This is a genomic window from Pseudomonas sp. RW3S2 (assembly GCF_014268955.1).
GTDB lineage: Bacteria > Pseudomonadota > Gammaproteobacteria > Pseudomonadales > Pseudomonadaceae > Aquipseudomonas > Aquipseudomonas wayambapalatensis.
Genome location: NZ_JABWRM010000001.1, coordinates 533,911 through 555,873 on the forward strand (window position 1 = coordinate 533,911; position 21,963 = coordinate 555,873).

A 21,963-nucleotide genomic window follows, 5' to 3' on the forward strand; every position below is an offset into this window, starting at 1 on the left:
AAAAAACGCAAAAACGAAGGTTACGGCGGCAAACGCGGCGCTGCAAGCGTGATGTCATTCGTCGCGACCGTCGAGCATGGTCCGCTTGAGCATCACGTACAAGGCGCCGGTGCCGCCATGACGGGCCTGGCAAGAGACGAAACCGAGCACCTGCGGGTGCTGGCGCAGCCAGGTGTTGACGTGACTCTTGATCATCGGGCGCTTGCCGTCGATACGCGCAGCCTTGCCATGGGTGACCCGCACGCAGCGCACTTCCAGCTTGGTGGCTTCGGCGATGAAGTCCCACAGCGTTTCGCGCGCGCGTTCAACGGTCATGCCGTGCAGGTCGAGGCTGCCCTCGAAGGCGATCTGGCCGAGCTTGAGCTTGCGGATCTGGCTTTCCTGCACGCCGTCGCGGCGCCACATCAGCTCGTCTTCGGCGCCAACGTCGATGACGAACTGGTCCGACATGCCATCGACTACCAGCGGCTGGTCGCTGCGCACGGTCGCAGCCTGGCGCAGGCCGGCCAATTGCTTGCGGTCGGCCTTGGGCTTGCCGACTTCGGCGCGGTCGTGCGCGATGGGCTTGACGCCCCGCACCTCGCTGCGGAAGAGGGAAAAGTCGTCGTCTTGCATGTGTGCCTCCACGTGGGCGGCGTATTCTACGCGATTGGCCCCGCGTCGTCAGTACCGCTGCGGCCAACGCTCAATCATGCTTTTTCATCAGGTGCGGCGACAGGTTCAGCTCCCGTCCACGGCGCAGGCGAATGCGGCTGCGCCGCCAGAAGCGCACTCCCAGGTACAGCATCAGCAGCCCGACCACAGCGAGGATGGCCGACAAGGGACGGTTGGCGTTGAGTTCGGCCAGGGCCTGGTAGTTGCCCAGCAGCCCGGCGATACCGGCCATGGCCAGGAGAATGCCCAAGGTGGCGAGCAGGGCGGACAGGCCGGCAGCCAGGCGCGCGCCCCAGTTGCCCGGCTCGTGCGGGCGCAGGCGCCTGGCATCGAAACTGCCTTTGAGCTTCATTCCGTGTTCCTCTGTAGGTATCCGGAATCAGACCTGTGCTCGCCCTTCGGGTTCCGCCCGGCTGCCGGGCGGTTGCGCAGTCAGATCAGGCTGGCGGTCGGGGCGACACAGGCAAAGTTGTCGGCCATCACGGCCATCTCGCACTGGTGGATCTGCGCGGCCGGGATGACCGTATCCTTGAGCGCCAGGTCACGGGTGGCCGAGGCGTCTTCCACCAGAGTGCAGCGATAACCATAGTCCTTGGCGCGGCGCACCGTGGTGCTGACGCTGGAGTGGCTCATGAAACCGCAGACGATCAGGTCCAGGTGGCCGAGCTCCTGCAGCGTCTCGTGCAGCTTGGTGTTCTTGAAGGCGTTGGGCATGCGCTTCTCGATGACGATTTCATCGCCTTGCGGCTCGAGGCCCGGAATGAATTCGCCGGCCGGCCCCTGTGGGTCGAAGCGGCCACCGACGGTGCCGAGGTGGCGGACATGGATGATCGGGCGGCCGGCCTTGCGGGCAGCCTCGAGCAACTTGGCAATGTTCGCCACGGCCTCGTCCATGCCCGACAGCGCCAGCGGACCGCTCAGGTACTCCTTTTGCGCGTCGATGACGATCAGGCTGGCTTGGCTCAGCCTGGCCGGCGGGTAGTCGCGGCCGGTGAGGCGGAACATCGTGGTTGGAACGGACATCAAGGGCTCCTTGGAAGGGCTTTTATCCCTCTATTCTCCCTTGCCTCGGCGCCAATGTGAATGGTTGACAACGCAGACGGCATGATTACTGGCCTGTGGCTATCCGAACGGGAACCGGTGGAACATTTCAGCCGGGGGACTGTTAGACTTTCGCACAGTCTGAAAAGGAGTACTCCGTGATCACATCCCGCCTGCGCACCCTGCGCGACCACATCCGCTGGGCGGTCAGCCGCTTCCATGAGCACGAGCTGTTCTTCGGCCATGGCGCCGACAACGCCTGGGACGAGGCCCGCCTGCTGGTGCTCGGTGCCGTGCACTTGCCCTGGGAGGTGGCCGACAGCTACCTGGACTGCCAGCTGGAGGATGACGAGCGGGTGCGCCTGCAGCACTTGCTCAAGCGACGCATCGAGGAGCGGGTACCGACCGCCTACCTGCTGGGCGAGGCGTGGTTCTGTGGCATGTCGTTCATCGTCGACGAACGTGTACTGATACCGCGCTCCCCGATCGGCGAATTGATCGAGAAGCGCTTCGAGCCTTGGCTGGCCAGCGAGCCGGCGCGGATCCTCGACCTTTGCACCGGCTCCGGCTGCATCGGTATCGTTGCCGCCGATGTGTTCCAGGAGGCCGAGGTGGTACTGGCCGACCTGTCCTTCGACGCACTCGAAGTGGCCAATCAGAATATCGAGCGCCACGGCCTCGACCAGCGGGTGTTCACCGTGCAGGGCGATGGTTTCGCCGGGCTGCCTGGGCAGCGTTTCGACCTGATCCTGTCCAATCCGCCTTATGTCGACGCCGAGGATTTCGCCGACATGCCCACCGAATACCACCACGAGCCGGAGCTTGGTCTGGCCTGTGGCAACGACGGTCTGGACCTGGTGCGACGCATGCTTGCCGAAGCCGCTGATCACCTGACCGAGAAGGGCTTGTTGATCGTCGAGGTGGGCAACAGCCAGGTGCATGTCGAAGCCCTCTACCCGGAGGTGGACTTCGCCTGGCTGGAGTTCGAGCGCGGTGGCCACGGCGTGTTCATGCTCACGGCGCAACAGTGCCGGGACCACCAGGAGCTGTTTGCTTCGCGAGTATGAGGCTTCGGTCGCGGGGCAGGCCCCCGCGATCCGGCGTCAGCGGGTGGCGATCCAGATCAGCAGGCCGGCCTGGAACACCGCAAAGGCCACCAGGCAGGTGATGGTGAAGCGCAGGCCGCTGTCCTCGCGGCGGTACTTGGCCACACGCTCGTCACGCTCGCGCAGTTGCGCTTCCTTCTCCTGCAGTTTCTGCTCGGCCTGCTGCAGCATGGTCGCCGCTTCGAGCATGTCGACGCGCTGCACCTTCTCGCTGCTCCAGAGGCTCTTGAGCTGGCCAACCGGGGTCTCGACGGTTCGGGCCTTGAGCATCTGGCCGTCGGCATATTCCACTTCCAGTCCTACGCTGCGCAGCACATGGTCGCGGCGCAGGCGCGAGTCTTCGTTGAGGGCATCCTTGCTCGGCAGGGCCATGCCCTCGACCTGATAGTGCGACCACTTGCGCTGCAGCCATTGTACGGCCTGGGCCAGCAAGTAACGGCCCAGCCCACGGTTGAGCGGTTCCAGTTGCAGGCCGGCTTCGTCGCCGATGCGCACCACACGGTGTTCATGGTCGACCCGCACGTCGAGGCGGTTCTGCTCCTTGCGTACCTTCTGGCCTGGCAGCAGGATTTCCATGCGCAGCAGGCTGTTGGCCTTGTCGTGGCGCTCGGCGTAGCCGAATTGCACGAAGCGCAGCGGTCGCGCGCCGCTGTTGCGATCGGTGGGCAGCGGCGCCAGGCGCAGCAGCTGAAAGTGTTCAGCGGCCAGGTCGGCCCAGGGCAGCGGTGCGCTCTCTGGGGGGTGTTCTTCGGTCGCCTCGGCGGCGGGGGCATCGGTCATCAGGGCAATCCTCAAGTGCACGGGTCGGTTGATGCCATGCGCGGGCGCGCAACGGTCGCTGCGCGATAAGGCTCTTTGGCATCACCGCCTCTTGCCATGCGTTATCGGCAGCACCGGGCAAGACCTGAGGGGTAAAAGTGTCAGGCGGACTGCAAGCGGTGGATGAAGGCGACGATCCGCTCGCCCAGCTCATGAGCCAGGGGCAGGTCAGGATTGCTGTAACTGTCGCGTTGCTCGCTCATCGCCCGCGGGCTGATGCGCAGCATATGGTTCATGCCGTCGATCAGCACCAGTTCCGCGTCCGGCTTGGCGGCTTTCAGGCGCTTGGCGTCGTCGACCTCGACCTGTACGTCATTGCGGCCCTGGACGATCAGCGCCGGCACCTGCAGACGCGAAAAGGCCGTGGCCGGGTCCTGGCGGAACAGTGAGATCAGGTAGGGCTGCACCGTAGGTCGAAACACCTCGCGCAAGGGCGTGGGCACATCCAGGCTGGTCTGGCCGGCCTGGAGGCGGTCGAGCAGGCTGTTGCCGCGGGCCAGTTGCGCCGCAGACAGCCGCTGGGCCAGTTGTTCACGCAGCACGTCGGCGATGGGGCGGCCGCTGCCGGCCAGGGTGATCACCGCGCTGGCGCCGGCCTCATTGGCGGCGAGGCTGGCGATCAGCGCGCCTTCGCTGTGGCCGATCAGGATCACCGGGCCGAAGCGTGGGTCGGCTTGCAGCTTGTGCGCCCAGGCCACGACATCGGCGACATAGCCTTCGACGCTCAGGTCGCGTTCGTCGGGCGCTGCGGGCTGGCTGGCGGCGACCCCGCGCTTGTCGTAGCGCACGCTGGCGATGTGCTCGTTGGCTAGCAGTTGGGCCAGGCGCTTTAGGTTGTCGATGCGCCCGGATGCCGGGTTGTTGCCATCGCGGTCGGTCGGGCCGGAGCCGGCGATGATCAGCGCCACCGGCGGCGGAGTATCCTGCAGCGGCAGCAGCAGGCTGCCGTGCAGCACGCCATGACCAGTGTCCAGGTCGATGGGATGCTTGAGCACGGTAGGGGCGGCGGCCTGGGCCAGGCTTGCGCAGAACAGCAAGAGCAGGGCGACGATGCGCATCTTCGGATACTGCATGGGGAGATGTTCGGTTGGACCTGGAGCGCGAACGAAGGTTCTCGCGATTTTTTTCGCAAAGCTGCGGCTTTCCGTATACTGGCGGCCTCTTTCAAGTTCAGGCTGATTTTCGCGGAGCGTCCATGTCCGGCAATACCTACGGCAAGCTGTTCACCGTCACCACCGCAGGCGAAAGCCATGGCCCCGCGCTGGTCGCCATCGTCGACGGCTGCCCGCCGGGCCTGGAAATCTCGCTGGCCGACCTGCAGCACGACCTGGATCGTCGCAAGCCCGGTACCAGCCGGCACACCACCCAGCGCCAGGAAGCCGACGAAGTCGAAATCCTCTCCGGGGTGTTCGAAGGTCGCACCACCGGTTGCTCGATCGGTCTGCTGATCCGCAACACCGACCAGAAGTCCAAGGACTACTCGGCCATCAAGGATCTGTTCCGCCCGGCCCACGCCGACTACACCTACCACCACAAGTACGGCATCCGCGATTACCGTGGCGGTGGCCGCAGCTCGGCGCGGGAAACCGCCATGCGCGTGGCCGCCGGTGCCATCGCCAAGAAGTTCCTGGCCACCCAGGGCATTCGCGTGCGCGGCTACATGAGCCAGTTGGGCCCGATCGAAATCCCCTTCAAGACCTGGGACAGCGTCGAGCAGAACGCCTTCTTCAGCCCCGACCCGGACAAGGTCCCTGAGCTTGAGGCGTACATGGACCAACTGCGCCGCGACCAGGATTCGGTCGGCGCGAAGATCACCGTGGTCGCCGAGGGCGTGATGCCGGGCCTGGGCGAGCCGATCTTCGACCGCCTCGACGCCGAACTGGCCCACGCGCTGATGAGCATCAACGCGGTCAAGGGCGTGGAGATCGGCGCAGGGTTCGCCAGCATCGCCCAGCGCGGCAGCGAGCACCGCGACGAGCTCACCCCGGAAGGCTTCCTCATCAATAACGCCGGCGGCATCCTCGGCGGTATTTCGTCGGGTCAGCCGATCGTTGCCCATCTGGCGCTCAAGCCCACTTCGAGCATTACCGTGCCGGGCCGCTCGATCGACGTCGATGGCAACCCGGTCGACGTCGTCACCAAGGGCCGTCATGACCCGTGCGTGGGCATTCGCGCCACGCCGATCGCCGAGGCGATGATGGCCATCGTGCTGATGGACCACCTGCTGCGCCAGCGTGCGCAGAATGCCGATGTGAAGGTCGACACCCCGGTGCTGGGCCAGCTCTGATTCAGCCAGGCCCGGCCTCTTCGCGGACGTGCCCGCGAAGAGGCCGGTAAAGGTCCCCACAAGGCCCACCCATGCACCCCATCCCCTACTGGCGTCTGTCCAGCTTCTACCTCTGCTACTTCGCCTTGCTCGGTGCCACCGCACCTTTCCTGGCCCTGTACTTCGATCACCTGGGTTTTCCCCCGGCACGCATCGGCGAGCTGGTGGCGATCCCCATGCTCATGCGTTGCATCGCTCCCAACCTGTGGGGCTGGTTGGGTGATCGCAGCGGGCGGCGCCTGCTGATCGTGCGCCTGGGAGCGTTGTGCACGCTGGCGACCTTTTCCCTGATCTTCTTCGCCAAGAGCTACGCCTGGCTGGCGCTGGTCATGGCCCTGCACGCGTTCTTCTGGCATGCGGTGCTGCCGCAGTTCGAAGTGATCACCCTGGCGCACCTGCATGGACAGACCTCGCGCTACAGCCAGGTCCGGCTATGGGGTTCGATCGGCTTCATCCTCACTGTGGTCGGGTTGGGGCGGTTGTTCGAATGGTTGAGCCTGGACGTCTACCCGCTGGCGATGGTCAGCATCATGGTCGGCATCGTCATCGCCAGCCTGTGGGTGCCCAATGCCCAGCCGGTCGAGCATGCCGAACGGCGCGCGGCGGGGGGCTTTCTCAAGCAGTTGGCGGCACCGGGAGTGCTGGCGTTCTATATCTGCGTGGCGCTGATGCAGCTCAGCCACGGTCCGTACTACACCTTCCTGACCCTGCACCTGGAACACCTGGGCTACAGCCGCGGCGCCATCGGCCTGCTGTGGGCGCTCGGGGTGGTCGCCGAGGTGCTGATGTTCATGCTGATGAGCCGGATCTTCGCGCGCTTCCCGGTGCGCAGTGTGCTGTTGGTGAGCTTCTTGCTGGCCTCGTTGCGCTGGCTGCTGCTGGGCAGCCTTGCCGATATCCCGGCAGTGCTGATCCTCGCCCAGTTGCTGCATGCAGCCACCTTCGGTTGCTTCCACGCCGCCTCCATCGCCTTCGTCCAGTCCAGCTTCGGCGCTCGCCAGCAGGGGCAGGGCCAGGCGCTGTATGCGGCGCTGTCCGGCACCGGTGGCGCGCTGGGCGCGCTCTATTCGGGCTACAGCTGGAAACTGCTCGGCCCGCAGTTCACCTTTGGTATGGCCAGCGTCGCAGCGCTGGCTGCAGCCGTTATCATTGCCCTTCGTTCGCAACAGACCAGGAACAGCCCCTGATGAGCATTCTCAGCGTTTTTCATTCCAGCAGCCCGCAGCTGGCGCACAAGGTGCTGACCCACCATGAAGACATTGCCGCTACCCTGGCCGAGCAGGGCGTGCAATTTGCACGACACGAGCACGGACTGCGTATTCGTCCGGGCAGCGCCGAGGCACAGGTGCGCCAAGAGGCCGCTGGCTTGATCGACACACTGATGACCGCGCACGGTTGCAAGGGATTGATGCTGCTGAACCGCGACGGCGAGCAGTTGGTCGAGGTCGATCTGCGTGATGAGCACGTGCATGACGCCGTCGAGGTATTTGCCGTGGTGAGCGGGCGAGGCCAGATCAGCCTGCGCCTGGGTGAGCAGGTGTTTGCGCTGCTGTGCGAGAAGGGCGATGTGCTGGTTGTGCCTGCGCAGACCCGTCGCTGGATCGACCTGGGCGATACACCGTTCTGTCTGGCCTTGCGCCTGTTCGGCAGCGAGCAGGGCATCACCATGACTGGCGACGAGCAGGCACGACAGTTTGTGGGGATGAGCGAGCTGTAATAGATCGCGGGGCAATCCTCTTCCCACAGAATCCCTTCGTGGAAGGAGGATTGCCCCGCGAAACGGGCGGCACTGTCAACGATAGGTTGGCAGGGCGAAACGTTGCTGGCTCTGCAGCATGGAGATCACCGGCAGCTCGCTGGCCTGCTCGGCCAGGTCGCGGCGAATGGCGCTGATGGCCCAGGACAGCTGTTCGGCGCTGTGCAGTTGCGCATAGGACAGCACGCGGCGAGTCACGGTGCCGTCGGCGGCGCGCAGGGTCAGCAGGATGCCGCCGTCCGGACGGGACTTGGTGTCGACCTGATAGGCCGCGAAGACCGAGACGAATTTTTCCTGGATGAGGTCCATATCAACTCCTGACGTGTAGGTTTGCAGACGTGAGTTGATGGTTGCAGTGACCGTGCCAGGCCTTAAGTAAAAATAAACTCCTTTAAAAACAATAATTTAAGGCAATTCAAGAAGTCGCCTGCCGTGCATTGTGCATGGTCGTGCATTTTGCACAGTGCATTTTGCAAGGTCATAGAGCCTGCCTCTCGGTCCCATAGAATCTGAACCTTTGCCGTTCGACGATGGCCTGACACAAAATTGGGCCATCACACTTGCCAGGAGGTTCCAGATGTCCGACCAACAGCCCACCGCCATGACCGAAGAAGAATCCGCCGCCTTCGCCGAAGAAGTGTTCGAGCGCGCCCGTCGTGGCGATGCCACCATGCTCGAGCGTCTGCTGGACGGTGGCCTGCCGGCCAATCTGCGCAACCACAAGGGCGACACCTTGCTGATGCTGGCGAGCTACCACGGTCATCACGAGGCGGTGAAAGTGCTGCTGGCCCATGGCGCGGACCCCTTGATCGCCAACGACAATGGCCAGTTGCCGATAGCCGGTGCAGCCTTCAAGGGCGACCTGGCGATGATCCGGTTGTTCATCGAACACGGAGTGCCGGTGGACGCGGCGGCGGGCGATGGCCGTACGGCATTGATGCTGGCAGCGATGTTCAACCGCAGCGAAATCCTCGACTATCTCCTGGCCCAGGGCGCTGATCCGGCGCGCCAGGATGCACGTGGCGCCACCGCACTGGCCGCAGCGCAGACCATGGGTGCCAGCGAAGCAGCCGCTCGCCTGCAGGCGCTGGCAGGCTGACACCTCGGGGGGTATCCTTGGCGCCTTTTTCGCCAATCGCCAAGCAGGGCACCCCATGAAAAACCAGTTGCTCGAATTCATCAGCCTCATCGGCGCCGGTTGCCTGCGCGAGGCTGACATCGAGCGTATCGCCGACGAGGCCGCCCAGGCCTACGCCGACCCTGCCGCTTTTCTTGCGGCCAATCCAGACATCAACTACGACGACAGTTTCCCGATCCCACTGGGCGAATGGGTAGTGCTCGGCAGTCTGCCGGACACCGTGGTGTTCCAGGCCGACAGCTACCAGGACCTGTTCCAGGCGATCACCGATTCGTTCGACAAGAGCGTGCCATTCACCCTCAAGCCCAAGCAACTGGCGCGCACCGAGCCGCTGACCGCGCTCAACCGCATCCAGGTGCAGATGGGTGCACTGAACAAGGAAGCGGGCGGCTATGTGCTGCTGAACTTCAGCCAGTTGCTCGATGACGAGCTGCAGATGGTGATGGTCGGTCAGCAGGACCTGGCGCGCGCGCTGGAGCTGGGCGCCGAGTTGGGCATCAAGGTGGAACCGGCGTTGGAGGCCTTGAAGGTCGCGGTGCACGTCTGACGCTGTGATTGTGTGTTGCAGGGGCGGCGAACGCCGCCCCCATGGGGCTCCTGCAGATCAGCCCAGCGCGGTGTCGAGGAACATCATCACCGCAAAGCCGCCCATCAGGCCCAGGGTTGCCGAGGTCTGGTGACCGTTGCGATGGGTTTCCGGAATCACCTCGTGCGACACCACGAAGATCATCGCGCCCGCTGCCAGGCCCATGCTGATCGGGTAGGCGAGGGCGAAGCCGGTGGAGATGCCCAGGCCTATCACTGCCCCCAGCGGCTCCATCAGGCCAGAGCCGATCGCCACCAGCGCGGCCTTGAAGTTCGACAGTCCTGTGGCGCGCAGGGCCATGGCCACGGCCAGGCCTTCGGGGATGTCCTGGATCGCGATGGCGCTGGTCAGCGGCAGGCCGATGCTCATGTCACCGTTGGTGAAACTCACGCCGATGGCCATGCCCTCGGGCAGGTTGTGCAGGGTGATGGCGAGCACGAACAGCCACACCCGGCTGATTCGTTCAGCGTCCGGCCCACAAGGGCCAGTGCTCTCGTGCTCATGTGGGGTGAAGCGGTCCAGGCCGAGCATCAGCAGCACGCCCAGGCCCATGCCCAGCACGACGACGCCCGCAGCGGCGGGGCCGTTGCCGGTGATTTCCCGGGCGGCATCCAGACCCGGCAGGATCAGCGAGAACGAGCTGGCGGCGAGCATCATGCCGGCAGCGAAACCCAGCATCACATCCTGGCTGCGGGCACTGACATCGCGCAGCACCACGGCCAGCACCGCGCCCAGGGCCGTGGCGCCGAAGCCCGACAGCCCACCCAGCACCGCCAGGTGCAGGTTCTGCGAATGATCGCCGTTGACGGCATTCCACAGGCTGGCCAGCAGCAGGAAGACGATCGCCAGCAGGCTCAAGCCAAGGCCTGCACTGAGCCAGGGGGTACTCAGCGCTTGCTGGCGCCAGGCATGGATGAGTGAAGGAGGGGCGGCGCTGTGGCTGTGGGCGGGTGGCATGGGAACCTCGAAAGCGATGGATGACAGCAGTCTATCCAGTGACCTGCCAGCCCGGCCAAGGATTCCCTTCTATCGTGCCGATAGCGGACTATGCTCAGCCACAGGAACGTTCACGCAGGAGCTGCAGCATGGGATCTACCTTCAACGGCCTGGTCGGGCTGATCATTCTTGCCCTGGATATCTGGGCGATCATCAACGTGCTGAAAAGTGGCAGCGAGGTAGGCATCAAGATCCTGTGGATTCTGCTCATCCTGCTGTTGCCGGTGCTGGGCCTGATCATCTGGGCAATTGCAGGGCCACGGGGTAACGTGCGCCTCTGACCGTTCATCGTGACAAAATTTTCACACGGCATTAACCAAACTCCGCGCCGCACATTTAATGTATAGGCCCTTGCCGGCGATTGTCCGGCACAGGACTGCGAGGCCGCGTCAGCGCCTTTCCCAACCCCGAAATCCTAGGATCTTCCCATTCATGGCTAACACGGATGCCTTGAAGCAACGGGCCGCGTCGGCACCGTTCTCGCCGACCCTCAAATCGCACCTCGCCTACACCTTGCTCAGCGGCCTGCTGATCATGCTGATGCTCAGCCTGGTGCGCCTGGCGCTGCTGATCTACAACAGCGACATGATCGGCGACACCCCGTACTCCACGGTGGCCGAAGGCTTCCTCAACGGCCTGCGCTTCGACCTGCGGGTGGTGGTGTACCTGAGCATTCCGCTACTGCTGGCCCTTAACAGCCCCTGGGCCATGGCGCGGCGCGGCTTGTTCCGTTTCTGGTTGACCGTCAGCTCCAGCGTCGTGATGTTCCTTGGCCTGATGGAGCTGGATTTCTACCGTGAATTTCACCAGCGCCTGAATGGCCTGGTCTTCCAGTACATCAAGGAAGACCCCAAGACCGTCATGAGCATGCTCTGGTACGGCTTCCCGGTGGTTCGCTACCTGCTGGCGTGGTTGTTCGGCACCTGGCTGCTGAGCCTGCTGTTCAAGGGTATCGACCGCCTGACCCGTGGTGGCCAGGGCAGCGGCCAGATCGTCGCTCAGCGCCGTGTCGCACCCTGGTACGCCCGCCTGGCGGTGTTCATGGTCATCCTGGTGGTGGCGGTGGTCGCCGCCCGCGGCACCCTGCGCCAGGGCCCACCCATGCGCTGGGGTGATGCCTTCACCACCGACTCCAACTTCGTCAACCAGCTGGGCCTGAACGGCACCTTGACGCTGATCGACGCCGCCAAGAGCCGCTTCGGTGAAGACCGCGCCAATATCTGGAAACCGGTACTGGAAACCGGAGTCGCCCAGCAAAGTGTGCGTGACCTGCTGCTGACCCCCAACGACACGCTGGTCGATGCCGACCAGGCGGCCATCCGCCGAGACTTCGTGCCGCCGGCCGGCAACACCTTGCCGATCAAGAACGTGGTGGTGATCCTCATGGAGAGCTTCGCTGGTCACTCGGTGGGCGCCCTGGGCAGCCCGAACAACATCACCCCGTACTTCGATAAGCTGGCCAAGGAGGGGCTGTTGTTCGACCGCTTCTTCTCCAACGGTACCCACACCCACCAGGGCATGTTCGCCACCATGGCGTGCTTCCCCAACCTGCCGGGCTTCGAGTACCTGATGCAGACCCCAGAGGGCGGACACAAGCTCTCGGGCCTGCCGGCACTGCTCAGCGCCCGCGACTACGATGATGTCTACGTCTACAACGGCGACTTCGCCTGGGACAACCAGTCCGGGTTCTTCGGCAACCAGGGCATGACCACCTTCATCGGCCGCAACGACTTCGTCAATCCGGTGTTCTCCGACCCGACCTGGGGTGTTTCGGACCAGGACATGTTCGACCGTGCCAATCAGGAGCTGGCCCACAACTACGGCAAGAAACCGTTCTACGCCTTGCTCCAGACCCTCTCCAACCACACCCCGTACGCCTTGCCCAAGGACCTGCCGGTGGAGAAGGTCACCGGCCAAGGCCGCCTGGATGAGCACCTGACCGCCATGCGTTACTCCGACTGGGCGTTGGGGCAGTTCTTCGAGAAGGCGCGCAAGGAGCCCTACTTCAAGGAGACCCTGTTCGTGATCGTCGGCGACCACGGTTTCGGTAACCACCAACAGGTCACCGAGCTGGATCTGGGCCGTTTCAACGTGCCGCTGCTGCTGATCGCCCCGGGTATCCAGGACAAGTTCGGTGCGGTCAACCATACCGTTGGCACCCAGGTCGATATCGTGCCGACCATCATGGGGCGCCTGGGTGGCGACACCCGTCACCAGTGCTGGGGTCGTGACCTGCTCAACCTGCCGGCCGGTGACCAGGGCGTAGGCATGATCAAGCCATCGGGCAGCGAGCAGATCGTTGGCCTGGTGCAGGGTGATCACATCCTCATCGAGTCCAAGGACATGACGCCACGGATGTATCGCTACCAGCTGGGGCGTGAGTTCAAGGCCGAACTGATCGAAAGTCCGGACCAGCCGGAAATGCTCAAGAAGCTCGAGGCCTATATCCAGACCGCGACCAAGAGTCTGCTGGACAACACCGCCGGTGTGGTTCACGGCAAGCCTGAGTAACGGCTACCCGTGTGCAGAAGCCCGCCGATGATGGCGGGCTTTTTCATTTGCGGCCTCTGTCATCGCTTGCTGAAGAAATCTTCATCTCCATCTCTCAGCCACTCTGAACATCAGCCTTTGTGTATGGTCAGCTAAGTACGGATATCACTGACCGTTGTGCTTCCAAGAGGGTCGATCAATGAAAGAGTGGGAAGTCATCTTTGCTGATCAGAAAGGTGTACCGCAGTCCCTGCTGCTCAAAAGCGAGCATCTGCCCAGTGAAGAGGATGCGGCGCGGGCCATCCGCTCCAAGCTGTTTCCGCTCATGGATGAACTGGACCTCAACGATTTCCAGGACCGAAAGCCTTCCCCTACCGCGCTGTGGCTCAAGGAGCAGAACGGCGTGATCATCACCACCATTCACGAAGCGCCCTGAACGGGGCAACTGGCAAGGTGCCGTCATCCGCACTACGCTGGACAGAGGCGTTGGTCTTCTGCGGGTCTACGCCGTTTTCATTCGCGTCTTGCATCAGCTCGAACTGCCAGGCCCCTTGCGGGCTGCCGGCAGGTGCGTAGTGCACGGAAAGTCTATCCCTTGGGTTTTTCAGGAGGACGTTTCATGAGCAGCCAGAACGAAGACATCAGCAGCAGCGTGCTTCGCCAGATGAAAGCGGGTGGTTTCGACTTCACCCAGATCCATCCCATCGAGTTCTATGCCACTTTTCCAGACGAAGTCGGGGCACGCCGGGCCGCGGGGCAATTCCGCGGGGAGTCGATCAATGCCCAGGTACGCGAGCGCGATGACGGCGCCTGGCACCTGGAGCTGAGCAAGGTCATGTACGCCACCTACCGAGGGATCGGGGCTTTCGAGGAGGCCTTCGAGGCGGTGATCTCGCCGCTGGGAGGCGAGGTCGAGGGCTGGGGCGTCAAACAGGAAAGACCCATCGCCTGACGCGTTCGGGGCTGCATTGCGGCCCCGCGCATTCCTCTCAAGGTCGCCGCTTGGCCATGTGCCCGAGGTAGGCGATCAGCGCATCGAGCTCCTGCTCGCTCAACACATCCTTCGAGAATCCCGGCATGCGAGCCTGCGGCCACTGCCTGAGGCTCTGCGGGTCGCGAATGTACAGGCGCAGGTAACCCGGCTGGAAGTACTCGGTGGGATTGTGCGGCAGGTTCAGGTCTGGTCCGAACTGGGCATCCCCCGCACCGTTGAGGCGATGACAGGCCAGGCAGTTCTGCTGGAACAGTGCAAAACCCTGGCGTATCGGGTCTTGCGCGGGGAGTTCGGGCGCTGGCAACAGGGCAGGGAAACGCTCGGCGACCGGCGCCAGGCGGCGGATGCTGGCGATCTGGTAGGGCCATTGCTCGGGACGGATGCCGCTGGCTTGCGGGTTGGTCCAGACCAGGTAGAACGGGCCGGCACCGGGTTTGTCCTGGGCCAGCGCTGGCCACGGCTGGCGCGGATCTTCCACCGCCACCCAGGCCCGTGCCGGACCTTCCTGCAGCAACTGCGCAGCGGGCATCTCCGCGGCAAAGCCATCCAGTGCCACCGCTTGCAGGTGATCGCCCGGCTTCACTCCTTCGAGCAGGGTGGCCAGTGGCACGGCGCGGTAATGCATGGGGCGTTTGTAGGCGACATCCTGGGGGATGTCGATAGCACGCGCCTGCGGGTGTTCGAGCAATTGCTCGGATTGCCATTGGCGTTGACCGTTGCCCAGCTCCAGCGTCAATTGCGCGGCTGCCAGCGGCAGGCTGACCAGCAGCAACAGCAAACTCAGGCAATGACGCATGAACGATCTCCAACCCTGAAAGGTCGGCAGATTACTCCTGCGCAGCCTGTGAATGCCACCGCTGCCGTCAGCCGAACAAGCGTGTCAGGTTCGGCAGGATCAGCAGCAACGTGGTGGCGAAGAGTATGAGTCCGGCTTGGCGTACTTTCGATTGTCTGAACATGGCGGACCGCCTTCTTGTTGTTATTCCTGAATAGCCTTTGGCTTCCTTGTCTTGCGTCGGGTCGATCACTGTGGCGTATGAAACGCAGGCCTTGCGTGCCTCTTGCGTGGATATCTACACCCAACAGTAGGGCGAACACCGGGCCTGTTTGAGAACGCTTTGTTCTAAGCGTGACAGCAGGCATTTCCGAACGTTATGAGGCCACTGGCCATTTAGCTGGCATGCTCTGACTAGACACATCGTGGAGGCTGCGCGGGCAGGGCCTGCAAGGTGACCGTTCGTCAGTGCACACCTCTTGCTTGTACGTGTCTTTCGCGTCAGTCTCTACATCAGATTCCACCACATGTCGTTCAGGACTATCCCTATGTCGTTACGCATCTGCATCCTTGAAACCGATGTCCTGCGACCGGAGTTGACCGCGCAGTACCAGGGCTACGGAAGGATGTTCGAGCAGCTGTTCTCGCGTCAGCCGATCGCCGCCGAGTTTCGCGTCTACAACGTGATGAACGGCGAGTACCCACCCGAAGGTGAAACCTTCGATGCCTACCTTGTGACCGGCAGCAAGGCCGACTCGTTCGGTTCCGATCCCTGGATTCAGACCCTCAAGGCCTACCTGCTCAAGCTCTATGAGCGGGGCGAGAAGCTGCTGGGTGTCTGTTTTGGTCACCAGTTGCTGGCGTTGGTGTTGGGTGGCAAGGCCGAGCGCGCCGACCGCGGTTGGGGGCTGGGTATCCACCGCTACAGCCTGGCGGCCCATGCGCCGTGGATGGATCCTGAAGTGACCGAGCTGACCCTGCTGATCAGCCACCAGGACCAGGTGACCGCGTTGCCTGAAGGCGCGACCCTGATCGCCTCCAGCGATTTCTGCCCGAATGCGGCCTATCACGTGGGTGACCAGGTGCTGTGCTTCCAGGGGCATCCGGAGTTTGTCCACGACTATTCCCGTGCGCTGCTCGATGCGCGCCAGGACGTTCTGGGGGATGAGGTGTATCACAAGGCGGTGGCGAGCCTTGCCACCGAGCACCAGGGCGATCTGGTGGGCGAGTGGATGATGCGGTTCGTCAAGCAACCGCGCAAGGGCAAGCAGAGCGCTGCCTGAGCCTGCCACTGCATCGTTCTTTTCGCGGGGTTGTCGGAGCACCGAACCGCCGCGAAAAGAACGACTCGGTACTCGGCCGGTTACAACCATCCCGAGCGCTTGAAGCTCGCGTACAGCCCCGCACATCCCGCCCCGATCACCCCCAGCACCGCAAAATAGCCGTAGTGCCAGCCCAGCTCCGGCATGTTCTGGAAGTTCATCCCGTAGATCCCGGCAATGGCCGTGGGGAAGGCGAGTATCGCCGCCCAGGCAGCGAACTTGCGCTGCACGATGCTCTGGCGTGACGACTCCAGCAGCATGCCGATCTCGATGGTCTGGCTGGCGATGTCGCGTATGCCGACAAGGTCTTCCATCTGCCGTGTGACGTGGATCTGCACGTCGCGAAAGTACGGGCGCATGTTCTTGTCGATGAAAGGGAAGCTCAGGCGCTGCAGTTCTTCGCCGATCTCCACCATCGGCGCCACGTAGCGGCGCAGCCGCAGGATGTCGCGACGCAAGCTGTGCAGGCGGCGGATGTCCTGCTCTTGCAGCGAGCCGCTGAGCACGCTTTGCTCCAGCTCCTCGATCTCGCCATGGATCGCCTCGCTGACGGGCTGGTAGTTTTCGGTGACGAAGTCGAGCAGGGCGTAGAGCACGAAGTCCTCGCCGTGCTCGAGCAGCAGCGGCCGCGCTTCACAGCGTTGGCGCACCAGGGCGTAGGATTTCGAATGACCGTTACGGCAGGTGATGATGTAGCCGTTGCCCGCAAAAATGTGGGTCTCGATGAACTCCAGCTTGCCCTCATGGCGCACCGGCGAATAGGTGACGATGAACAGCGCATCGCCGAAGGTTTCGAGCTTGGGGCGGCTGTGTTTCTCGAGGGCGTCCTCGATGGCCAGTTCGTGCAGGCCGAACTGGCGTTGCAGGTTGGCCAGTTCCTGGGCGTTGGGCTCTTCCAGGCCGATCCAGACGAAATGCCCGGGCTTGCGTGCCCATTCGCTGCCTTCATCCAGGCTGATGTTGGTGACCTTTCTCCCGGCGCTGTACACCGCCGCTGCGACGACTCGACCCATGGTTGCCTGCTTCTTCGGTTGGACACCTCGACAGCTTGGGCCGTGCTGCGGCGCAGAGCAAGCTGGCGGCTCAGGCGTGCGGCAATTCCCGCTCCATGCGGTCGATGCACTGCTGCATCTGCAGGCGGCATTGCTCCATCAGCGCGGGCACGTCCTGCTGGCCTAGGCCATGGGTGGCGATCGGCGGCAACGAGCGGACGATCACCGTGCGCCGTCGCCAGCTGTTGAGGCTCAGGCGCCTGGAGTAGCGGCTGACGCACACCGGCACGATCGGCACGCCGGCCTCGACTGCCATGTGGAACGCGCCTTTCTTGAACGCCAGCAGCTGTTCCGCCGGGTTGCGCGTGCCTTCGGGGAAGATCCAGATCGAGGTGTCATCGCGCAGGATCCGTGTGGTCAGTTGCATCGCCTTGCGCGCCTGGTAGGCATTCTTGCGGTCCACCAGCACGTTGCCGCCGAGCCAGAACAATTGGCCGAACAACGGAATCCAGCCCAGGCTCTTCTTGCCGATGGCGACCGTACGCCGTGGAACCACCTGGCCGAGGATGAACAGGTCGTAGTTGGATTGATGATTGGCAACGATCACGCAGCCGGGCGGCTGGTCCCACAAGGGGCCGACTTCGGCCTTGACCCGGATGCGCATGAACCAGGCTGCCGGCACGCTGTAGAGGCGGGCGAACAGGCGGCTGTTATCGGGGTTGAAGGGGCGGCACAGGCCGATGACCAGGCCGACGGCGCCGACCAGCAGGAAGTGCAGCGCCAGAAGGAGCATGCGAAGCATATAGAGCATGATACGGCTCACACCAGACAGTCGCGGCGCAGTGTACGACCGTGCACTGGCTGGGGCAAACCTGCGGACAACGCTCTGTAGTGTCCTGGCCTGTCAGGAGCGGCACGTTACCGCTCCAGGAGGCCTGGTTTCAGCCCATGTGGCCCTTATCGGCCTCGATCGCCTTGTCGAGCGTCTCCAGCAGCGCCTTGCGCACTTTGCGCTTGGTGTTCTTGTGCGCCAGCATGTTCAGTTTCTTCAGCTCTCGCGCCGCGCTCAGCGCCGTTTCCTGCAGTTGCTCGGCCGGCACCACCTTGTCGAGGAACCCGGCCACCACCGCCCCGTGCGGGTCGAACACTTCGGCATTGTTCACCGAGCGCTGGAAGGTCGAGCGGGTCAGGCGGTCGCGGGCCAGTTCGATTCCGGCATGGTGCATGGTCATGCCGATCTGGACCTCGTTCAGGCAGATCTTGTAAGGGCCTTCGACACCGATGCGGTAGTCGGCCGACAGCAGCAGGAACGCGCCTTTGGCCACGGCATTGCCGGGGCAGGCGACGATCACCGGGAAAGGGTGCGAGAGCAGGCGGCGGGCCAGGGTGGAGCCGGCGGTGACCAGGTCGATAGCCTCTTTGGGGCCGGCGGTCATCACCTTGAGATCGTAGCCGCCGGAAAGAATGCCTGGCTGGCCGGTGATGATCACCACGGCGCGCTCTTCCTCGGCTCGGTCCAGTGCTGCGTTGAACGCGGTGATGACGTCCGGCGAGATCGCGTTGACCTTGCCGTTGTTCAGGGTCAGGGTGGCGATGCCGTCTTCGGCGTGGTAGGTAATCAACTCGCTCATGACAGAGTCCTTTGGGTGGCGTGGCGATGACGTTACCCAGCGGCGCAGGCCAGGTAAAGCGCCAAGGCTGACTGGCCAGTCAGCCTGCGTCACCGACCCCGTGTGGCGCCGGGGCAGGCGCCAGGAATGCGGAAAAAGCGCAGGCCAGATTGGCAGCATCGCCCTGGCTGGCCGGGTTTTTCCGGGGTGAGGCTTAAGCGCATGAAAATTCTGAAAAAAATGCTTGCCAAAGAAAGGGTCTTCTACTAAATTAGCGCGCCTCGACAGGCTGAATAGCTTGAAGAGATCCGGTGAAGTGTCCGAGTGGTCGAAGGAGCACGCCTGGAAAGTGTGTATACGAGAAATCGTATCAAGGGTTCAAATCCCTTCTTCACCGCCACATTCCACGAGAAACCCCTGAATCGAAAGGTTCAGGGGTTTTTTGTTTGCGTGAAATCCGGCTTGGCTGGCTCGCCCGCGATTACCGACTCAACCGGTGCTCGCAGGCGGGCGATATCTTCAGAAACTGACCGAAGCCGACAGTCGTGCCGTGCGCGGTGCCCCCTGGAACAGATAGTTGTCCCCCAGATAGTCCCCCACGTCGCGCCAGTAGCGCTTGTCGAAGACGTTGTCGACCGTCAGGCGCAGCACGGTGTCGTAGTCACCGATGCGGGTGCGGTAGCGGCTGCCGATATCGAATAACGTGTAGCCACCCACCTCGACGTTACCCGCTTGGCTTGCGTACTTGCTGGCGCTGTAGCGTGCACCGCCGAGCAGTGCCAGGCCCGGCACCGGGAGGTTGTATTCGGCCTGCAGCGCCGCGCGCAGGCGGGGCACGTTGATCGCCTGGTGGCCCTCGTAGACGTCGGTGCCGCTGTTCTGCACCCGGGCGCGGATCGCGGCGGCGCTGGCGTGCAGTTGCAGGTTGGACGTCACCCAGCCGCTGGCGCCCAGCTCCAGGCCGGTGTTCTTCTGTTGGCCTTGCTGCACATAGATCGGGGCCGTGCCGTCCTGTGGGCGGGCGTACTGGTAGGCCTGACGGATCTGGAACAGCGCTGCGCTCAGGCTCATGCCTTTCCAGTCGCGCTTGATACCCACTTCCAATTGGCGCGACAGGGTCGGAGCGAGGATTTCGTAGCGATTGCTGGCGAACCAAGGCGCGGTGCCGCCCGCCGACAGGCCTTTGGACCAGCTGGCGTACAGCGTGGTGTCCGCTTGCGGTTTGTAGATCAGGGCGGCGTTGGGCAGCAACTGGTACTGGCGGGTATGACGGCCCGGTGTGCCGGTTTCGTCCCAGGTCTTTTCGTCCAGGCGCACTTCGCGGGCGCCGAGTACGGTCTGCCATTGCTCGTTGAAGCTGATGCGGTCGCTGACGAACAGGCCGTACTGGCGGCTGTCCAGGCGGCGTTCGCTATGTCCGATCGGTTTTTCGGACGGCGCCAGAGCGGGCGCGCCGGTGTAGATGTTTCCATTGCCGAGCCACTCGTTGTAATACGGACGCTGATCAAGGGTCCGACGCTGGGCGCTGCTGCCGACAGTCAGTTCATGCTGCAGGCCCAAGGCTTGGAAACGGCCTTCGAGGGTGGCCTGGAGTTCGTCGGTGCGCCGGGTGTCGTCGGGGCTGCGGAAGTCGTAGATGTCGTAGTCGCCATTGCTGCCGAAGAACGCACCCTCGCTGGAGCCCCAGGCGAACGCACTGTAGTCGTCGATCACCACCTTGCTGCGCGAAGCGCTGAGGGCGCCGGTCCAGGCTTCGTCGAAACGGTACTCGAAGCGCCCGCCCAGGTTCAGCGAGTCGTTCGTCACAGGCTTGGCCCAGTGCTGGTAGGCCAGGCGGTCGTCCGGGTCGATGCCGTGGGGCACCTGGGTGCCGCCCAGCAGCTGGTAGCCGGGCACCGAGCGCTGTTCGCGGTGCTGGTACTCGGCATCGAGTTGCAGGGTGGCATCGGGGTTGATCTGCCAGTCGAATGCCAGCGAGGCGAAGTCGCGCTTGCCGTCGGCGTGGTCGACGTAGGAACGGATGTCTTCATGCGCGAGGTTGGCGCGCAGGCCGAACTGCTTCTCGCTGCCGAACCAGCCGCCGAGGTCGGTGGCCAGGTAGCGTTCGCCCTGCTCGTTGGTCGAGACAGTGACACTGCGTGCGTCCTCGGCGCGCTTGGTCACATAGTTGACCAGCCCGCCGGGCTCCGATACCCCGCTCTGCAACCCCGACAGCCCCTTGAGCAATTCGACCTGCTGCTTGTTCTCCAGCGCCACGTTCTGCTCGCCGGCGATGGTCTGGCCATTGATCCGGTAGCTGCTGGCGGCATTGAGCTCGAAGCCGCGCACGTTGAAGTTCTCGTAGTAGCCGATGGGGGCGTAGCTTTCGCCGACCGAGGCATCGCTTTGCAGCACTTCGCTGAGCGTGCGCACCTGGCGGTCGTCGAGCAACTGGCGGCTGAATACGCTGACCGAGGCCGGGGTGTCGAGCAGTGGCGCGGCATGCCAGCCGCCGACCTGGGCTTCACCAGGTTGATAGCCGTCGTCGCTGCGCTCGGTGACCTGCAAGGGGGCGAGGGTCACGCGTTCATCGGCCAGACCATGGCCAGCATGCAGCGCAAGGCCCAGGCCGAGCAGGCCGAGGGGCAGGCGGGGGCGAAGCGGGGTCATGCAAGGCTCCTTGGAAAACGGACGCGCCGGTATGCTCCGGCTATTGTCGGTGAGGCGGTTGGCAAAGGGGGCGCAATGGTAGCAGGGGTGTCAGGGGCTGTGCGGTGTTCTTTTCGCGGGCAAGCCCGCTCCCACGAACTCAGAGCAGTGTGATACCTGTGGGAGCGGGCTTGCCCGCGAAAAGAACACCTCGATCATTCAGACGAACTCGAATCAGCTTGCTTTATTGCTGACTTGGTTTTTGCCGCTGGCGCCAGGTGTCGTCGATCTTCGACCAGGTCTTGCCATCGGTAATGGCCAGCAGCTTGCGGCCATCCTTGAACGTGGCAAGAAAGGTGGCTTCTTCCTCTTTGCCGCCCAGCCACAAGCCGGCGAGCAGGCCGACCGGTCCGGCCACCAAGGCACCGGCCACACCCCAGCCGAGGGTGGCGCCCAGATTGCGGTTCGATTCCAGGCTGGCAAGCCTGAGGTCCTTGATACGGGCCAGTGAGATGCGCTCACCGGCCTGGCTGCGTGGGGTCTTGAGTGTGAGCGATCCGTTGCGATACTCGCCTTCACCTTGCAAGAAGTCGCCGGATTGCACCGTGAGTCTTGTCATTGTGTCGTCCTGTCAGTGGAAGGGCTGTGACCAGCACCTACTGAGCGCCGCACCCCTCGGCAAGTCAACGAGCAGGCGACGGAGGGTCATGCGACCGGTTGTCGCGACATC

The 21,963-nt window shown here is 63.6% G+C and carries 24 protein-coding genes and 1 tRNA gene; 12 read left to right on the forward strand and 13 right to left on the reverse strand.

Annotation, left to right across the window (positions count from 1 at the left end):
* Positions 1–54 precede the first annotated feature (54 nt).
* From HU748_RS02470 to HU748_RS02480, 3 genes are all read right to left on the reverse strand, one after another.
* Positions 55–615, reverse strand: coding sequence for a Smr/MutS family protein (locus tag HU748_RS02470; protein ID WP_054891991.1), 561 nt, complete (start codon positions 613–615; stop codon positions 55–57).
* A 70-nt stretch (positions 616–685) separates the two neighbouring features.
* A complete protein-coding gene (locus HU748_RS02475) occupies positions 686–1,006 on the reverse strand; it encodes a hypothetical protein (protein ID WP_186666563.1) in 321 nt (106 codons plus the stop codon).
* Positions 1,007–1,086: 80 nt separating this feature from the next.
* On the reverse strand, positions 1,087–1,677 hold the full coding sequence (locus HU748_RS02480; protein ID WP_125931680.1) for a cysteine hydrolase family protein: 591 nt from the start codon (positions 1,675–1,677) through the stop codon (positions 1,087–1,089).
* 176 nt (positions 1,678–1,853) lie between these two features.
* On the opposite strand from HU748_RS02480, the gene prmB reads away from it, so the two are divergent.
* The gene (prmB, locus tag HU748_RS02485; protein ID WP_065862117.1) at positions 1,854–2,762 is read left to right on the forward strand and encodes a 50S ribosomal protein L3 N(5)-glutamine methyltransferase; all 909 of its coding nucleotides are present in this window, start codon (positions 1,854–1,856) and stop codon (positions 2,760–2,762) included.
* A gap of 36 nt (positions 2,763–2,798) precedes the next feature.
* Here the strand turns inward: prmB and HU748_RS02490 are convergent, their stop codons facing one another.
* On the reverse strand, positions 2,799–3,581 hold the full coding sequence (locus HU748_RS02490; RefSeq protein WP_186719067.1) for a hypothetical protein: 783 nt from the start codon (positions 3,579–3,581) through the stop codon (positions 2,799–2,801).
* Positions 3,582–3,721: 140 nt separating this feature from the next.
* Positions 3,722–4,693, reverse strand: coding sequence for an alpha/beta fold hydrolase (locus HU748_RS02495; RefSeq protein WP_238343265.1), 972 nt, complete (start codon positions 4,691–4,693; stop codon positions 3,722–3,724).
* 122 nt (positions 4,694–4,815) lie between these two features.
* On the opposite strand from HU748_RS02495, the gene aroC reads away from it, so the two are divergent.
* The 3 genes from aroC (at position 4,816) to HU748_RS02510 (ending at position 7,663) form a co-directional block, all read left to right on the forward strand.
* A complete protein-coding gene (gene aroC, locus HU748_RS02500; RefSeq protein ID WP_186719072.1) occupies positions 4,816–5,907 on the forward strand; it encodes a chorismate synthase in 1,092 nt (363 codons plus the stop codon).
* Between the two features lie 71 nt (positions 5,908–5,978).
* Positions 5,979–7,133 (forward strand): MFS transporter, encoded by a 1,155-nt coding sequence (locus HU748_RS02505; protein WP_186719074.1) that lies wholly within the window; start codon positions 5,979–5,981, stop codon positions 7,131–7,133.
* Positions 7,133–7,663, forward strand: a complete 531-nt coding sequence (locus HU748_RS02510; protein ID WP_186719076.1) for an oxidase — start codon at positions 7,133–7,135, stop codon at positions 7,661–7,663. The genes HU748_RS02505 and HU748_RS02510 overlap by 1 nt, the downstream gene beginning before the upstream one ends.
* Positions 7,664–7,738: 75 nt before the next feature.
* On the opposite strand, the gene HU748_RS02515 is transcribed toward HU748_RS02510, so the two are convergent.
* The gene (locus HU748_RS02515) at positions 7,739–8,011 is read right to left on the reverse strand and encodes a DUF3509 domain-containing protein (RefSeq protein ID WP_186666558.1); all 273 of its coding nucleotides are present in this window, start codon (positions 8,009–8,011) and stop codon (positions 7,739–7,741) included.
* Between the two features lie 268 nt (positions 8,012–8,279).
* Here HU748_RS02515 and HU748_RS02520 point away from each other — a divergent pair, with 268 nt between their 5' ends.
* The gene (locus HU748_RS02520) at positions 8,280–8,801 is read left to right on the forward strand and encodes an ankyrin repeat domain-containing protein (RefSeq protein WP_186719078.1); all 522 of its coding nucleotides are present in this window, start codon (positions 8,280–8,282) and stop codon (positions 8,799–8,801) included.
* A gap of 55 nt (positions 8,802–8,856) precedes the next feature.
* Positions 8,857–9,387 carry a hypothetical protein gene (locus tag HU748_RS02525; protein WP_186666553.1) on the forward strand — a complete coding sequence of 177 codons (531 nt, stop codon included), beginning with the start codon at positions 8,857–8,859 and terminating at the stop codon, positions 9,385–9,387.
* Positions 9,388–9,444: 57 nt separating this feature from the next.
* On the opposite strand, the gene HU748_RS02530 is transcribed toward HU748_RS02525, so the two are convergent.
* On the reverse strand, positions 9,445–10,383 hold the full coding sequence (locus HU748_RS02530) for a ZIP family metal transporter (protein ID WP_186666551.1): 939 nt from the start codon (positions 10,381–10,383) through the stop codon (positions 9,445–9,447).
* Positions 10,384–10,511: 128 nt separating this feature from the next.
* Between HU748_RS02530 and HU748_RS02535 the strand changes: the two genes are divergently transcribed.
* The 4 genes from HU748_RS02535 (at position 10,512) to HU748_RS02550 (ending at position 13,864) form a co-directional block, all read left to right on the forward strand.
* Positions 10,512–10,703, forward strand: coding sequence for a PLDc N-terminal domain-containing protein (locus HU748_RS02535; protein ID WP_186711226.1), 192 nt, complete (start codon positions 10,512–10,514; stop codon positions 10,701–10,703).
* A gap of 151 nt (positions 10,704–10,854) precedes the next feature.
* A complete protein-coding gene (locus tag HU748_RS02540) occupies positions 10,855–12,933 on the forward strand; it encodes an LTA synthase family protein (RefSeq protein WP_186666547.1) in 2,079 nt (692 codons plus the stop codon).
* A 178-nt stretch (positions 12,934–13,111) separates the two neighbouring features.
* Positions 13,112–13,348: a hypothetical protein gene (locus HU748_RS02545; protein WP_125931685.1), complete on the forward strand. Its 237-nt coding sequence runs from the start codon at positions 13,112–13,114 to the stop codon at positions 13,346–13,348.
* Between the two features lie 183 nt (positions 13,349–13,531).
* Entirely contained in the window at positions 13,532–13,864 is a 333-nt protein-coding gene (locus HU748_RS02550) for a ribonuclease E inhibitor RraB (RefSeq protein ID WP_186666546.1), read from the forward strand.
* A 37-nt stretch (positions 13,865–13,901) separates the two neighbouring features.
* Here HU748_RS02550 and HU748_RS02555 read toward each other — a convergent pair whose 3' ends face one another.
* Positions 13,902–14,702 carry a cytochrome c gene (locus tag HU748_RS02555; protein WP_186711227.1) on the reverse strand — a complete coding sequence of 267 codons (801 nt, stop codon included), beginning with the start codon at positions 14,700–14,702 and terminating at the stop codon, positions 13,902–13,904.
* Positions 14,703–15,229: 527 nt separating this feature from the next.
* Between HU748_RS02555 and HU748_RS02560 the strand changes: the two genes are divergently transcribed.
* The gene (locus tag HU748_RS02560; protein WP_186666542.1) at positions 15,230–15,964 is read left to right on the forward strand and encodes an amidotransferase; all 735 of its coding nucleotides are present in this window, start codon (positions 15,230–15,232) and stop codon (positions 15,962–15,964) included.
* Positions 15,965–16,044: 80 nt separating this feature from the next.
* On the opposite strand, the gene HU748_RS02565 is transcribed toward HU748_RS02560, so the two are convergent.
* From HU748_RS02565 to HU748_RS02575, 3 genes are all read right to left on the reverse strand, one after another.
* A complete protein-coding gene (locus HU748_RS02565) occupies positions 16,045–17,016 on the reverse strand; it encodes a magnesium and cobalt transport protein CorA (RefSeq protein WP_054891973.1) in 972 nt (323 codons plus the stop codon).
* Positions 17,017–17,086: 70 nt separating this feature from the next.
* Positions 17,087–17,806 (reverse strand): lysophospholipid acyltransferase family protein, encoded by a 720-nt coding sequence (locus HU748_RS02570; protein ID WP_186711228.1) that lies wholly within the window; start codon positions 17,804–17,806, stop codon positions 17,087–17,089.
* A 130-nt stretch (positions 17,807–17,936) separates the two neighbouring features.
* On the reverse strand, positions 17,937–18,626 hold the full coding sequence (locus HU748_RS02575) for a crotonase/enoyl-CoA hydratase family protein (RefSeq protein WP_054891971.1): 690 nt from the start codon (positions 18,624–18,626) through the stop codon (positions 17,937–17,939).
* Between the two features lie 289 nt (positions 18,627–18,915).
* Here HU748_RS02575 and HU748_RS02580 point away from each other — a divergent pair.
* Positions 18,916–19,005 (forward strand) — tRNA-Ser (locus HU748_RS02580).
* Between the two features lie 119 nt (positions 19,006–19,124).
* Here the strand turns inward: HU748_RS02580 and HU748_RS02585 are convergent.
* Complete coding sequence (locus HU748_RS02585) at positions 19,125–21,254, reverse strand: TonB-dependent siderophore receptor (protein ID WP_186719080.1); 2,130 nt, start codon at positions 21,252–21,254, stop codon at positions 19,125–19,127.
* Positions 21,255–21,477: 223 nt separating this feature from the next.
* Entirely contained in the window at positions 21,478–21,852 is a 375-nt protein-coding gene (locus tag HU748_RS02590; RefSeq protein ID WP_186666536.1) for a hypothetical protein, read from the reverse strand.
* Positions 21,853–21,963 lie beyond the last annotated feature (111 nt).

Coding starts and splice junctions, on each gene's coding strand:
- HU748_RS02470 (WP_054891991.1), bottom strand. CDS start 615: ATGCAAGACGACGACTTTTCCCTCTTCCGCAGCGAGGTGCGGGGCGTC.
- HU748_RS02475 (WP_186666563.1), bottom strand. CDS start 1,006: ATGAAGCTCAAAGGCAGTTTCGATGCCAGGCGCCTGCGCCCGCACGAG.
- HU748_RS02480 (WP_125931680.1), bottom strand. CDS start 1,677: ATGTCCGTTCCAACCACGATGTTCCGCCTCACCGGCCGCGACTACCCG.
- HU748_RS02490 (WP_186719067.1), bottom strand. CDS start 3,581: ATGACCGATGCCCCCGCCGCCGAGGCGACCGAAGAACACCCCCCAGAG.
- HU748_RS02495 (WP_238343265.1), bottom strand. CDS start 4,693: ATGCAGTATCCGAAGATGCGCATCGTCGCCCTGCTCTTGCTGTTCTGC.
- aroC (WP_186719072.1), top strand. CDS start 4,816: ATGTCCGGCAATACCTACGGCAAGCTGTTCACCGTCACCACCGCAGGC.
- HU748_RS02505 (WP_186719074.1), top strand. CDS start 5,979: ATGCACCCCATCCCCTACTGGCGTCTGTCCAGCTTCTACCTCTGCTAC.
- HU748_RS02510 (WP_186719076.1), top strand. CDS start 7,133: ATGAGCATTCTCAGCGTTTTTCATTCCAGCAGCCCGCAGCTGGCGCAC.
- HU748_RS02515 (WP_186666558.1), bottom strand. CDS start 8,011: ATGGACCTCATCCAGGAAAAATTCGTCTCGGTCTTCGCGGCCTATCAG.
- HU748_RS02520 (WP_186719078.1), top strand. CDS start 8,280: ATGTCCGACCAACAGCCCACCGCCATGACCGAAGAAGAATCCGCCGCC.
- HU748_RS02525 (WP_186666553.1), top strand. CDS start 8,857: ATGAAAAACCAGTTGCTCGAATTCATCAGCCTCATCGGCGCCGGTTGC.
- HU748_RS02530 (WP_186666551.1), bottom strand. CDS start 10,383: ATGCCACCCGCCCACAGCCACAGCGCCGCCCCTCCTTCACTCATCCAT.
- HU748_RS02535 (WP_186711226.1), top strand. CDS start 10,512: ATGGGATCTACCTTCAACGGCCTGGTCGGGCTGATCATTCTTGCCCTG.
- HU748_RS02540 (WP_186666547.1), top strand. CDS start 10,855: ATGGCTAACACGGATGCCTTGAAGCAACGGGCCGCGTCGGCACCGTTC.
- HU748_RS02545 (WP_125931685.1), top strand. CDS start 13,112: ATGAAAGAGTGGGAAGTCATCTTTGCTGATCAGAAAGGTGTACCGCAG.
- HU748_RS02550 (WP_186666546.1), top strand. CDS start 13,532: ATGAGCAGCCAGAACGAAGACATCAGCAGCAGCGTGCTTCGCCAGATG.
- HU748_RS02555 (WP_186711227.1), bottom strand. CDS start 14,702: ATGCGTCATTGCCTGAGTTTGCTGTTGCTGCTGGTCAGCCTGCCGCTG.
- HU748_RS02560 (WP_186666542.1), top strand. CDS start 15,230: ATGTCGTTACGCATCTGCATCCTTGAAACCGATGTCCTGCGACCGGAG.
- HU748_RS02565 (WP_054891973.1), bottom strand. CDS start 17,016: ATGGGTCGAGTCGTCGCAGCGGCGGTGTACAGCGCCGGGAGAAAGGTC.
- HU748_RS02570 (WP_186711228.1), bottom strand. CDS start 17,806: ATGCTCTATATGCTTCGCATGCTCCTTCTGGCGCTGCACTTCCTGCTG.
- HU748_RS02575 (WP_054891971.1), bottom strand. CDS start 18,626: ATGAGCGAGTTGATTACCTACCACGCCGAAGACGGCATCGCCACCCTG.
- HU748_RS02585 (WP_186719080.1), bottom strand. CDS start 21,254: ATGACCCCGCTTCGCCCCCGCCTGCCCCTCGGCCTGCTCGGCCTGGGC.
- HU748_RS02590 (WP_186666536.1), bottom strand. CDS start 21,852: ATGACAAGACTCACGGTGCAATCCGGCGACTTCTTGCAAGGTGAAGGC.